The organism is Priestia sp. FSL W8-0001 (assembly GCF_038050335.1).
Classification (GTDB): Bacteria; Bacillota; Bacilli; order Bacillales; family Bacillaceae_H; genus Priestia; species Priestia flexa.
The window spans coordinates 550,645-564,581 of the sequence record NZ_JBBPAL010000001.1 but is presented as its reverse complement, the minus strand read 5'-3'; the positions used below and the strand labels follow the sequence as shown (position 1 = coordinate 564,581).

The window sequence follows — 13,937 nt, the reverse complement described above, 5'->3', positions numbered from 1 at the left end:
TGAGGCTGTGCTTTTTAGCTGTTTATTCTGCTTTTGCGCTCTCTTCAATTTTAAATTGATGAATCATTTTCATTAGCCCTTCACTTAGCTCTTGAAGATGTTCAGCCAATTCAGACACAGTGGAAATAGCTCGAATTTGCTCTTCAGTTGATGCAGTAATTTCTTCTGTTCCTGCAGCTGACTGTTGCGCTATGGCAGCAATACTTTGAATCGATGCTACCACACCATCTTTATGGGTATCAATTTCTTGCATATTATTCATTACATCTTGAATGGATGTAACGACCTGTTCAATATTTTGAGCGATATCATGGAACGATTGCTCTGTATCCGTTACAGCTCCTTCTTGCGCTACTGAAAGCTCTTTTGTGTGATCAAATTCTTGACGAGCCACGGCAACTTCTTTTTGAATACTAGCAATTGTTTGACGAACCTTCTCTGTTGCAGTAGATGACTGTTCAGCCAATTTACGTACTTCTTCCGCCACTACAGCAAACCCTTTTCCATGTTCCCCTGCTCTAGCAGCTTCAATGCTCGCATTTAACGCAAGTAAATTTGTTTGATCTGAAATATCATTAATCGTATGAATAACATATTCAATTTCTTGCATTTTATCCGTCAGTTCATTGATAACAACTTGAACTGATTCAATCGTTTTAGCAGATTGATTCGTTTGTTCACGCAGTGACTGTACTTGATGTAAGCCATGCGTATTTGCTTGAATGGCTTCATTAGTTAGCGTATTAATCTTCGTATTTTTGTCAATTACCTGCTCAATTTGAGCTGATAAACTCATCGTTTTATGGTTGGTTGAATCAGCATCAGAAGCCTGCTGCGTCGCTCCGCTTGCAATTTCATGAATCGCTCTTCCTATCTCTTCACTAGATGCCGTCGCTTCTTCTGATACTGCACTTAAATTTTCCACAGAAACCTTGACTGTTTCCACAGATTCTTGAACGGCTGCAATCAATTGGCGATTGCGCCCTACCATCACGTTGAACAAATTGGTCAGTTGACCAATTTCATCTTTAGATTTGGTTTCAATATGAACCGTTAAATCTCCCTCTGCTACTTTCGCAACTTCTTCTTTTAATCGAACGATTGGCTTTGTCATGCTTTTTGAAATAAAGAAGATTAGTAGGATTGATAATAAGACCCCAACAGCTGCGATAATCATAATGATGTTCAGAATTTGCTTGGCACTGCTGAGCATCTCATCATAAATAAAGGCGTTTCCTATTTTCCATCCCGTGTCTTCGATTGTATCAAAAGCTAAAACACGCTCTTCTCCTTTAAACTCATAGCGAATGAAGTCTTTATCCTTTGCATAAACAGCATCCATAAACTCTTCTTGTCTCAAGTTGTTTCCTGTTTCTGTAGGATGAGCCAATGCGACACCTTGTCGGTCAAATAAAAAGCCGTATCCACCATAATTCACTTCAGCTTCTGTAATCATGCTGTTTAATGCGTTCAGCTCTAAGTCCATTGCTATAACACCCAAGCGTTGATTTGTTTTGGGATCATCAATGGTTTTAGCAATAGTCACGACAGTTTTGCCAGTAGATGCATCTTCATAAGGCTCTGTATAAATAACTTCTCCAGGACTTTCAACGGCTTGTTTATACCAAGGTCTAGCAGTTGGGTCATAGTCTGCATCATATTCTAGCGTCGGAACCGTGTACATTCCTTTATTTTCTGTTCCAATATACTGAAGCGCCATATTTGGATATTTTTCACTGACTTGCTGAAATTCCTTTTGAACCGTTTGCCAGCTAAAGTAGCTGTCTTTTTGTGGCTCTTTTTCTTCTTTTAGAAAATTAACCAGTACGTCGTTTTCACTATACTCAGCTACTTTACGACTATACATTTTCAAATAATTACCGATATTTGTTTTGAGCTCTCCCACGAGCGTTTGTGATTGTACCTGCACATCGTGTTCAATTTGCTTTTTCGTAAATTGATAAACAATTCCTGAAACCAGCAATAATAAGATGATGATAATCGATGTGAAGAATAAAATCATTTTGGTGCTTAATTTTTTCATGCTCTCACCCTTCTACATTACATTCATTAATTCACTGTCCTCTTTTATAACGGATACTTGTCTGAAAATGTGAAGAGTTTTAAAATACTTTTTTCTAACAATCAATTTTTCTCAAAAGAAAAAAGAGTGCTTTCCCTAAAGAAAAACACTCTTTTCACGTTAACTTTCTTGATACATCCGGCTCAATATGTACCAGCGTATCTTTAATTTGATACTCGTCGCTCATCATATGTTCTATCTTATCAGCAATTTGATGACTATTAATGACATCTAGATAAGGATCGACCTTCACCGTTACATCTAAAACAACGTGATTCCCTAGCATTCTTGCTTTAACATCGTGAACTTCATTAACTCCGTGAACTTCAGAAATAACTTCTTTATAATGCAACAACTGCTCTTGATCAAACCCGTCTGTAAGGGAATGTGTCACTTCTTTAAAGATTTCTACAGCCGTCTTACAAATGATGAGTCCAACAATGATAGCTGCTACCAAGTCAATCCACGGTAATCCAAACTGAGAGCCGACAATTCCAATAACAGCGCCAATGCTGACTAATGCATCTGATAAATTATCTTTTGCTACGGCTCGAAGCGACTGACTGTTTAGCTTATTAGCAAGCATAATGTTATAACGATAGACAAAGAACATAATAACTGCGGCTGCCAGCCCTACCCATGCAGCTAACAGATTAGGAGCTTCCACTTCTTTTAGAAAGATAGATTGTCCTGCATCAGCAAGAACTTGTAAACCAATAACCATCATAATAAATGACGCGATTAAAGAAGCGATATGCTCTGCACGCGAATGTCCATATGGATGATCATGATCTCGAGGCTTTTGAGAGATTTTCAATCCAACTAATACAGCGATTGAAGCAACAATATCCGTTACGTTATTTAAACCATCCGCTTTTAAAGCGAATGAACTAGTAATGAATGCAATGACTAACTTACAAATTGATAATGTAATATATGAGACAATGCTAACCCATGCACCTTTTTGAGCTTGTTCATAATAATTTTCCACACTGTTCGCAACCTTTCTCAACAAAATGAGCAAAACTAGTGTACCAAACGAGTTTCGTGTGGGTCTATAGAAACATTGTTGACTCTTAACACGTAAATAGATCCTATTAAACTATTTAGTTTTGTGGAAAAGAAGTTGTATTTGTACAACTTGAAAAGAGGCTAGGCCATAACTAAATGATTCTTTCTCAAATACGAATCATGACGTCTCTACAATAGTTAGATTGTAAGAACAAATTCGTTCCATCATGCTACAGACAATCCTTCTATTCTAATAGTTTTTTAACTTATTTTCGAAACCAACAAAAATATCCGAACTACCAAAAGGATTTACCTCTCAACAGTTTGGATATCTCATCAACTGAAATAATTATGTCCCAGCCTTTCTCATTTACTTATATCCTGCTACTCATTTCCAAATCATCCGTCATAATAACCTCTACACCTTCATTGATAAGCTGAAGAAACAAATGCTTGTCGTTAACCGTATATACGCGAAGCTCTAGTCCAGACGCTTGTGCTCTTTTTCCTTCTGCTGAAAATGCATACTGAGGCTCACAGTGAAGGCCACTTGCCTGAATAGTCAAAGCTTTTTCAACCGCTTTGTTATCGATTCCTTCAAATAGAAATCCTAGTGAAATATGTGGATGTATAGACCTAACTTTCACCAAGCTTTTGTAGTTAAAAGATGAGATAATGACTTGGTTCACAAGCTCATACTCTTCTATAAGCTCTAGCACCTTTTCTTCCAGAGCTTCATACGCTATCACATCATTTTTTAACTCAATATTAAGGGTTAACTGACTCTTTGTACTAACTATCCATTCAAACACATCTCGAAGCGTAGGAATAGCCTCCTGGTGAAACGCCTTATGAAACCAAGTTCCGGCATCAAATAAAATAATTTGCTTTAAGAAAAAGTCTTGAACATAGCCGATACCATTAGTAGTTCGATTTATTTCTTCATCATGAATAACAACGACTTCTCCATCTTTTGTGAGCTGTACGTCTAATTCAATACCACTTACGTTTCTCTGCCTAGCTTCTTCAAATGCTCGCATCGTATTCTCTGGAAATTGGCTGCTAAACCCTCTATGAGCATACACCTTTGTTTTTTTGATCATACCGATTCCCCTTATTATGTAGAATAAAAGCCCGCTTGATTTTTCATAAACGGGCCTTATACCATTTCTTATTTTTGATTCGCTGCTTCAAGAGAACGATTGGTCTCTTCTGCTGCTCGATCTAAAGCTTCTTGTGGTTTAACACCCTGATATAAACTTTCCATCCCCGATACAATTTTCTGACGAGATTCTGGGAAAACAGAAATCAGCGCACCTTGTGTTGCTGGAGACGGCTTTGTCTGGCTCAATTGGTCAACCGTTACTTTTAATTGAGGATATTTCTCCCATTCCTTTTTTACAATATCTTGCTCGTATGCTTTTGGATTAATAGCAAAATACCCTGTTTCTACATGCCATTTCGCCTGAGCTTCAGGTGTTGCAAGATATTTCATAAAATCCCATGTTGCCTTTTGCGTTTCTTCACTGATTCCATTCGACATCCATAAAGAAGCTCCCCCAATAATAACACCTTGGCGATCTTCTTCTTTTGGAACTGGTAAATAGGCTACCCCCACTTCGAACGGCGCATTATCAATCAACGTTTTGACACCTGCTGATGAATCTAAGAACATCGCAACTTTCTTCGATTGGAACGCGGCTCGAATGTCATCCCAATTCTGACCTACATTATAAAAAGTACCGTCGTTATACATATCTGAAATCAGATTAAAAGCGTTTAACCCTTCTTTTCCATTAAATACTGCTTTCTCAGCGTTACCGTTGCGTCCGTTTTCATTATCAACATACAAACCGCCTTGTGCAGCTACTAGCTCTTCAAAAAACCAACCATAATTTAAAATAGAGAACCCGTACTGCGTTGTTTGATTTCCTTTTTTCTTTGTTAATTTTTCTGCTGCTTTTTGTAGCTCATCATAAGTCATTGGTGCTTTTTCAGGATCTAACCCAGCTTCTTTAAATGCATCTTTGTTATAAACAAGAACAGGCGTTGACGAATTAAAAGGCATTGAATACTGTTCACCATCTACTTGATAGTAGCTTGAAATATTTTGTTCCCACTGAGAGGTATCATAGTTTTCTTCATCAATAAACTTCTGAACAGGCTGAATTTTCCCGCTATCAATCATATATTTTGTTCCTACTTCAAATGTTTGCATAACAGCAGGCGCATCTTTTGTGCCTGCTACCGTGTTGAATTTTGTTAATGCCTCTTCATACGTTCCTTGAAACATTGGTTTTACTTCTACTTCATCCTGTGATTTATTGTAATCGTCTACCATCGTATTTAAAACTTTTTCTAAGTCACCACTCATCGCATGCCAAAAGACAACTTCTGTTTTACCATCCTCTGTTTTCTTTGTTTCTTGTACTTCAGAACCACTACTCGAGTTTGAACACGCTGCAACAAGCATTAACATACAAGCACTAAGTATTGCTAACCATTTTTTCATCACTGTCACTCCCTTATTTAATTGCACCTTGTGTAAGACCTTTTTGAAGTCGTTTTTGACCTAAGAATAGAAGCAATAATGTCGGTAAAATCACCACAACAACCGCTGCCATCACCACCCCCCAATCAGTTGAAATCTCTTGTGTTTGCATTTGCTTTAAACCAATTTGTACTGTTCGTGCCTCTTCAGTGTTGGTAACAAGAAGTGGCCACAAGTACATGTTCCAAGTCGTTAAAAAGCTATAGACTCCTAATGTAACTAAGCTCGTCTTTGAAACTGGTAGTACGACCTTCCAAAAAAATCGAAATCGACTAATTCCAGCAACTTGAGAAGCTTCATACAGTTCATGAGGGATTGTCTTAAACTGTTGTCGTAATAAAAACGTTCCAAACGCTAAAGCAAAAAACGGAATCGTTAAGCTAAGATGGCTATTTAACCAACCAAGCTTTTGAACAGTTAAAAAATTTGGAACCATCGTCGCTTCCCACGGTATCATCATCGTGGAGATAAAGAGAAAAAATAATGCTTCTCTCCCTTTAAATGAGATAAACACAAAAGCAAAAGCAGCAAGACTGGAAACAATAATCTGACCAAACATAACTGAAATGGATACGATAAAACTGTTAACTAAATAGTTTAAAAGCGGAACTCGCTCAAAGGCCGCTCTGTAATTATCGAACGTAAAGGAAGTTGGTAAAATCTTTCCTTCTAGTACTTGTGCCCCGGTCATAAAGCTGATGGAAAAAGCGTATAGAATGGGAAATACGATAATGAAAGTCGATATAATTAGCAACGTATACGTGATAAACTTTCTGATTTTGCTCATTGATAGTGAACCTTCCTTTCGCCTAGTTTAAATTGAAGGACGGTTAAAAGCAGAATGCAAAAGAATAAGATAACAGCCTGTGCACTTGCAGATCCAACATTATAATTGATAAAGGCATCTTTATAGATAGAGTACACGATTACGTTTGTTGAATCTGTCGGACCTCCTTTGGTTAAAATGTCGATTTGCCCAAAGGTTTGAAACGCGTTAATAAACGAAACGGTAATGATAAAAAAGAGTGTTGGAGATAGCATTGGAATTGTGATTTTCCTTAGTTGATACCAATAACTTACCCCTGCAATTTGTGCGTTTTCATATAGCTTTTCATCGATATTTTGCAACCCACCAAGCAAAATTAAAAATGTAAAACCAACGTTCATCCAAATGGTTGAAATCGAAACTGCAATAAGCGAAAACTTTGGATCAAGCAGCCATTGAACTCCTTGAACCCCTACCGTATTGAGGACTTTATTTATAATGCCAATGGCCGGATTGTACATAAACATCCAAATAACAGATGATGCCGCTACGCTCATACCCATTGTCGATGAAAACATCGTGCGAAAAAAGCCAATTCCTTTTAACTTTTCATTGGCGATTAAAGCTAAAAATAAAGCGATAATAATCCCAATGGGGACCGTGTATAAAACAAATAAAAAGGTAGCTTTCATACTTTGTAAGAAATTAGGGTTCGATAGTAAATTCACAAAGTTATCCACCCCTATAAACCTTATGGGAACACCTTGACTATCTGTTATAAATAGGCTTAAATACAGCGTGCGAAGCATAGGATAGAAAAGAAACACGCCAAATAAAAGGATAGACGGCAATAAGTAAATTAAGCCTTCTAACAACGATGAACGTTCTCGAGAAGCAGGCTTTTGTTGTATCACCTCAGCATTTGATAGCTTTGGTATAGCACTCATGCTAACTCCTCCTCAACCGTATGTGACGTAATATGCTTTGTATCTTGATGCACGCATTCACCGGTTTCAGAGTGAAATAAAAAGATATCTTTCGGATCAATATAAATCGGAATCTCATCACCGACAGCAATGTTCCATTGACCATTCCATCTTGCAACCCATTGTTCAGTTGAACCAACTGTAAAAGTAATTAGTGTTTCCGTTCCTAAGATTTCTACGTTTACAACCTTTACTAACAGACTTGGCTCTTCCCCTTTTGCCAGCTTCACTTTTTCTGGTCTTACCCCAACGATTAAATCTTTGTATTCCGTCATCAATTCAATAGACATGGGGTATGAAAGTGACTGGCCCTGTTCAAAGACCAGCTGATGTGAATGCACCTGTACCGTTGCTAGATTCATAGGAGGCCCTCCAATAAATGAAGCAACGAACGTATTGTTAGGTGAATTATAAATATCTAAAGGCTTTCCTACCTGTTGGATATGTCCACCGTTTAAAATCATCATGCGGTCTGCCATTGTCATAGCTTCTGTTTGATCATGTGTTACATAAATCATTGTGATACCTAGCTTGCGCTGAAGCTGCCGAATTTCGGACCTCATTTTGGCACGAAGCTTTGCATCTAGATTTGATAATGGTTCATCCATTAAACATATGGGTGCCTGCGTAACAATTGCTCGTGCTAGCGCAACACGCTGACGCTGTCCACCAGAAAGCTGTTTTGGTTTACGGTTCAAAAGTTGGTCAAGCCCCAAAAGCTCAGCAGCTTCTTGACAGCGCTTTCTTTGCTCTATTTTAGATATCTTCTTTGTATGCAATCCAAAGGTGATGTTTTGTTCTACGGTTAAATGCGGATATAACGCATAATTTTGAAATACCATTGATAAGTTGCGCTGACTTGGTAACAAGCCATTTGCTTTTTCTTCTCCAATAAACAAATTTCCTTCTGTAATTTCTTCAAGTCCAGCAATCATGCGGAGCATCGTGCTTTTTCCACATCCAGATGGTCCAACCAAGACGAAAAATTCTCCTGCTTCAATGGTGACGTTGATATCGCTAATGACATTTGTTTTTTGATCATATGATTTTTTAAAATTTTGCAGTTGTACTCTCTTCATATCATCACTCCCTTTTTTACTTTACGGACCTAGACAATTATTCATGACTATTTTGTGTCTTCCATAACCAATTTCTACCTGTCGATACTGCTATTGCTCCACTTTGTAATGCTTGATCGATATGTCGTTGATTTTGAATGAGCCCTCCTGTAATGAGTGGACACGAGGTTTTTATTTTTAACTTTTCAATCATTTCGGGTATTAAAGCTGGCATAATTTCAAGAGCATCTGGCTGGATTTCTTCAACCACTTTCAGCCCGTTTGCTACCGCGTCGGTATCCACTAAAAACAAACGCTGAATAGCAATCAAACCTTCTTTTTTCGCAAGCTGGATTAGAGAACTCTTTGTTGTCACAATTCCGGTAGGCTTTACGAACTTTGCAATAAATTTGAGACCCTCTTTGTCATAACTAATTCCCTTTATCTTCTCCAAATGTAAAAACACAAAGCGGTCATGTTCCTTTAATAGCTCTACATACCTTTTAATGACGCTAATGTTACCTGTAAGAAGAAAAGCCGCTTTCACTTCTGATTCTAAAAAGAGCTCTAGACTTTTCGGCGTTTTAACGGATGCAATCATTCGATCTCTATTTAAATAAAATTCGAATTCATTTATTCTATCCATGCGTACAATCACCTCAGATAAAGTAAATAAAAAAGCCATAAAAAAACGGATAGATCTTTCATTCTATTGTTTTTTCATGGCTTCTCTTATTCATAACCGGTTATCTATTCACTTGTCTTTCACAGTTATTATGTTAGCTTGTCTATATAAAGCCACTGTGAAGAAAGTGTATAGTTTTGTAAAGGTGGAATAGATGTTTTGTAAACAAAAAAAGAGCGATTACAAAGATGTAATCGCCACTTTTTATAGTGCACACTCTTCAATCTCAAACCCTAAGTCTTCAATCAGCTGCCAATCTGACGTTGGCTCTTGTCCTTCTGTTGTTAAATAATCTCCAACAAAAATCGAGTTAGCCGCAAATAGCCCTAATGGTTGTAACGAGCGAAGGTTAATTTCTCGGCCACCGGAAATACGAATTTCCTTTGTCGGATTTACAAATCTCATCATCGCTAAAATTTTTAAACACTGCATCGGAGTAAGGGATTTTTGATTCTCTAACGGTGTGCCTGGCACTGAAACTAGGAAATTACACGGAATAGAGTCTGCATCTAACCTATTTATCTCAAAAGCTATATCTACTCGCTGCTCCTCCGTCTCACCCATTCCAAAAATAGCACCTGAGCAAGGAGATAATCCGGCTTGTTTTGACTTTTGCACGGTATCAACTCGATCGTCATAACTATGTGTAGAACAAATTTCATCATAATGATCAGCGTGTGTGTTCAAGTTATGGTTGTAGCGATGTACGCCTGCATCTACTAGCCTAGAGGCTTGATCATCATTTAAAAACCCTAAACAGGCGCAAATCTTCAAATCCGTTTCTTCACGAATCTGTTTTACAGCACCAATAACGTGCTCTACTTCTCTATCCGTCGGACGACGTCCTGATGCAACAATACAGTATGTACCCGCTTTACGGCGCTTTGCTTCAAATGCACCTTCAACGATTTTTTCTTGTGTTAACCAAGCATATTTATCAATTGGTGCCTCTGAAATAATAGACTGTGAACAGTAACCACAGTCTTCCGGACACAGTCCCGACTTTGTATTAATAATCATATTTAACTTTACTTTCCGTCCATAGTAATGGTGCCTAATTTGATAAGCGGCATTCATAATGTTTAAAATTTGTTCATCTGGAACAGTTAGTATTTGGTGAGCTTCTTCTTTTGTTAGGGCGTATCCTTCTTCAATAACCTGATTAGCTAGTTTTCCCCAATCCTTTATATAGGCTGCTTTCATGGCAATCCCCTCCCTCTAAATATGTTAATCTATATAAAATAAAAGTTAACATTTTCCATAGATAAATGTCAACAAAATATATAAATAAGTTAACATTTAGAAGGTTGCTATGATTCTTCCAAAATGTAATCCAATAAGATAATAGCTGAGAGTGTTCATAGCTTAAGTGCTTTAAGTTAATACTAACATGCGGAACTGCAAATAATGTGTTAATTAAATAGAGTGAGGCATTTTCTGCACTTTCATTTTCGTGCCATTGAATAATAGGTGATTGAATTGATTGATTTGGATACAAATACCGCAAATTTTTTATGTGTAAAACTACTTTCTCTCAATGGTAAATAACTAACGAAATAAAAGTACTTTTTTGCTTTAAACAAAACAAGCATGATTTATGCGCATCATGCTTTTAATCAATTCCATATCGCTTACATTTATCATAAAAGCTTGTTTTACCAATTTCTAAGAGCTTAGCTGCTTGCTGTTTGTTTCCATTCGTACTTTTTAAAGCTTTTACGATTGCTTCTTTTTCGGCTTGTGCCACCACGTCCTTTAATGATGGGACCTCATCCTTTTCTGTCATCACTAAGCCTTTGCTTTCTTTTTTTATACCTTGATTGCCTCCTTCAAGGTCTTGAAGGTATAAAGGTAAATGAGATAAGAGAATAGTTTGACCATCTAAAATATTAACAGCTCTCTCCAATACATTTTCTAATTCACGTATATTGCCAGGCCACGAATGCTTTTGTAACTGCTGTAACACCTCGTTTGATAATTTGAGATCAGGGCGATGAAAGTGCCGCTCTAGTTTTTTTAACAGCACATAAGCAATTTCAGGTAAATCTTCTTTTCGCTCGCGAAGAGGTGGGATATCAACTTTAATAACATTCAAGCGATAATATAAATCTTTTCGAAACTCACCCTTTTCCACCATTTCTTCTAAATTTCGATGGGTAGCGGCAATAATTCGCACATCAATATCGATGGTTTTTTGCCCCCCAACTCGTTCTAGCTCTTTCTCTTGTACCACACGCAGCAGCTTGCTTTGCATTTGAAGAGGCATATCACCTACTTCATCTAAAAAGATTGTACCTCTATGAGCTAGCTCAAATTTTCCTTTTTTCCCTCCTCTACGAGCACCTGTAAACGCACCTTCTTCATACCCAAACAGTTCAGATTCTAAAAGTTGCTGAGGAATAGATGCACAGTTGACTCGAACAAGCGGAAAGAAGCACCGCGAACTCGCTTGGTGAATTGCGTGAGCAAATAATTCTTTCCCAGTCCCAGATTCTCCTAATAACAAAACAGCAGATTTACTGTTGGCCACTCTTTCAGCTAACTGTTTAGCCAAGAGAAACCTTTCATTGTCTCCAATAAGATCTTGAAAACTATATTTACTTTCCGATTCGTGCTCAAGTTTTTTCTTATAATAATTTAATTCTTCTAATAGAGGCTGTATTTTTTCAGAATAAGCTAGCCAATCTTTAGCATTCCGAAACATTACCGTTCCCACAGCTCCAACTAATTCATTGTCTACATATAAAGGATATCTATTTGCAATCATCTCATTCCCTTTAATAAAATGAATGCTAGCTACTTCTGCTTGGCCTGTTTGAGTCACAATATGCATTCTTGAGTTTTCAATCACTTCTTGAACAGAGCGTCCAATTGCTTGTTCAACAGTCGTATGTAAAAACTCACAGTAAGCTTTATTTATATAAAGGATTTCACCCTGAACATTTACTACAACGATCCATTCTGTTGCTACATTTAAAATCTCTTCAAACCATTTATCAGGAATTCGATTTTTATTAGCCACCATCGCTCCTCCTATGTACACGCTTCTACTATCTATTATACCAAATTCTCCTTGTACAATTGTTTTCATTCCGGAAAAACGGATTTTTTCCGGATTTGCGGAAGTAAACATCTCTCATATTCCGGTTTTTCGGAAATGAAAATTATACTTCTCTATATTTCTATTCAAATATCCAGACTTTGTTTATTATTGTCTGATTTTTAGAAGTTGGCACAAATCTTGCAAATATATTTCATCAAGTAAACGCTTACATTTTTTTAAAAAATAAAAGGAGGATTATATCGATTTAATAAAATAAAGAACGCTATAGGGGGGATTTGAAATGGAACTAGTTATTATCCTTTTATCACTTAGTCTTTTAATGTTTGTCGCATATCGCGGATTTTCAGTTATTTTATTTGCACCGATCTGTGCACTTTTTGCTGTTGTGCTAACTGAGCCAAGCTATGTATTACCTTTCTTTTCAAATATTTTTATGGAAAAGATGGTAGGATTTATCAAGCTTTATTTTCCCGTTTTCTTACTAGGGGCTATTTTTGGTAAAGTCGTTGAAATGTCAGGGTTGGCTGAAACGATTGCTAAAACAATTGTACAAGTTGTTGGTGCAAAGCGTGCAATTTTAGCTATTGTCATCATGGGAGCGATTCTAACTTATAGTGGAGTTAGCTTATTTGTTGTTGTTTTTGCTATCTATCCGTTTGCAGCGAATCTATTTCGAGAAGCCAATATTCCTAAAAGGCTTATTCCAGGAACGATTGCATTAGGTGCCTTTACGTTTACAATGGATGCTTTACCAGGTACTCCACAGATTCAAAACGTTATTCCAACTACTTTCTTCAAAACTGATATTTATGCTGCACCGATGCTCGGTATTATTGGAGCCATTTTCGTCTTACTTGTAGGGATGAAGTATTTAGAAGCTCGTCGTAAAAAAGCAGAAGCTGCTGGTGAAGGGTACTACGGCTTTGACAACGAAACCGCAGCTGCAGCTGAGAAGCTAGAAAATGATGTAACAATGGGAGAAGAAGAAACAAGTACGAAAAGTGAAAAACCAGCCTTGCCTCGTCAAATCTTAGCGTTTGTACCACTCATTTTAGTAGGTGTTATGAATAAAGTATTTACAATGGCTTTGCCTGTTTGGTATCCAAATGGCTTTGATTTTACTGCCATTGGTCTTGACTCCTTTGGAAAAGTTGAGCTTTCATCTGTACTTGCTATTTGGTCAGTTCAAATGGCTCTAGTAGTAGGGATTATTGCGACACTACTGTATGATTGGAAAAAGATAAAAGTAAACTTTCAAGCAGGTCTTAACACCAGTATCAGCGGGGCATTGTTAGCTTCTATGAACACGGGTGCTGAATATGGTTTTGGAGGCGTTATTGCTGCTCTTCCAGGCTTTGGTGTTATTAGTAAAGGAATTTCCGAGACATTTACAAATCCACTTGTTAACGGTGCTGTGACTACAACAACATTGGCTGGTATAACTGGTTCTGCATCAGGCGGTATGGGAATTGCATTAAGCGCTATGTCAGAAAAGTATTTAGCGGCAATTAATCAGTTTAATATACCACCTGAAGTAATGCACCGCGTTATTTCGATGGCATCAGGCGGTATGGATACACTTCCACATAACGGTGCTGTTATTACGCTTCTTGCAGTAACAGGTTTGACTCACCGTCAAGCATATCGAGATATTTTTGCAATTACGATCATTAAAACGCTAGCGGTTTTTGTCATCATTGCACTTTACACTTTCTTCGGTATTGTTTAAGGTA

11 protein-coding genes are annotated in these 13,937 nt (G+C 37.4%); 1 reads left to right on the top strand and 10 read right to left on the bottom strand.

Translation table 11 applies throughout. The features are described 5' to 3' along the window. Window positions 1-22 precede the first annotated feature (22 nt). From MKZ18_RS03025 to MKZ18_RS02980, 10 genes are all read right to left on the bottom strand, one after another. On the bottom strand, window positions 23-2,044 hold the full coding sequence (locus MKZ18_RS03025; protein ID WP_341344489.1) for a methyl-accepting chemotaxis protein: 2,022 nt from the start codon (window positions 2,042-2,044) through the stop codon (window positions 23-25). A 154-nt stretch (window positions 2,045-2,198) separates the two neighbouring features. Continuing rightward, entirely contained in the window at window positions 2,199-3,074 is an 876-nt protein-coding gene (locus MKZ18_RS03020; protein ID WP_025908484.1) for a cation diffusion facilitator family transporter, read from the bottom strand. Window positions 3,075-3,468: 394 nt separating this feature from the next. Then, window positions 3,469-4,197, bottom strand: coding sequence for a glycerophosphodiester phosphodiesterase (locus tag MKZ18_RS03015; RefSeq protein ID WP_061784705.1), 729 nt, complete (start codon window positions 4,195-4,197; stop codon window positions 3,469-3,471). A 68-nt stretch (window positions 4,198-4,265) separates the two neighbouring features. Next, window positions 4,266-5,606: an ABC transporter substrate-binding protein gene (locus MKZ18_RS03010; RefSeq protein WP_061784706.1), complete on the bottom strand. Its 1,341-nt coding sequence runs from the start codon at window positions 5,604-5,606 to the stop codon at window positions 4,266-4,268. A 13-nt stretch (window positions 5,607-5,619) separates the two neighbouring features. Beyond that, window positions 5,620-6,432 (bottom strand): carbohydrate ABC transporter permease, encoded by an 813-nt coding sequence (locus MKZ18_RS03005; protein ID WP_061784707.1) that lies wholly within the window; start codon window positions 6,430-6,432, stop codon window positions 5,620-5,622. Then, entirely contained in the window at window positions 6,429-7,358 is a 930-nt protein-coding gene (locus MKZ18_RS03000; RefSeq protein ID WP_025908480.1) for a carbohydrate ABC transporter permease, read from the bottom strand. The genes MKZ18_RS03005 and MKZ18_RS03000 overlap by 4 nt, the downstream gene beginning before the upstream one ends. Next, window positions 7,355-8,476: an ABC transporter ATP-binding protein gene (locus MKZ18_RS02995; protein WP_025908479.1), complete on the bottom strand. Its 1,122-nt coding sequence runs from the start codon at window positions 8,474-8,476 to the stop codon at window positions 7,355-7,357. The genes MKZ18_RS03000 and MKZ18_RS02995 overlap by 4 nt, the downstream gene beginning before the upstream one ends. Window positions 8,477-8,513: 37 nt before the next feature. Further along, window positions 8,514-9,101, bottom strand: a complete 588-nt coding sequence (locus tag MKZ18_RS02990; RefSeq protein WP_061784708.1) for a glycerol-3-phosphate responsive antiterminator — start codon at window positions 9,099-9,101, stop codon at window positions 8,514-8,516. 243 nt (window positions 9,102-9,344) lie between these two features. Next, entirely contained in the window at window positions 9,345-10,343 is a 999-nt protein-coding gene (gene bioB / locus MKZ18_RS02985; RefSeq protein WP_025908477.1) for a biotin synthase BioB, read from the bottom strand. A gap of 409 nt (window positions 10,344-10,752) precedes the next feature. Continuing rightward, the gene (locus tag MKZ18_RS02980; protein ID WP_061784709.1) at window positions 10,753-12,165 is read right to left on the bottom strand and encodes a sigma 54-interacting transcriptional regulator; all 1,413 of its coding nucleotides are present in this window, start codon (window positions 12,163-12,165) and stop codon (window positions 10,753-10,755) included. 319 nt (window positions 12,166-12,484) lie between these two features. Here MKZ18_RS02980 and MKZ18_RS02975 point away from each other — a divergent pair, with 319 nt between their 5' ends. Beyond that, window positions 12,485-13,933, top strand: a complete 1,449-nt coding sequence (locus MKZ18_RS02975) for a GntP family permease (protein ID WP_061784710.1) — start codon at window positions 12,485-12,487, stop codon at window positions 13,931-13,933. The last annotated feature ends 4 nt before the right edge of the window (window positions 13,934-13,937 follow it).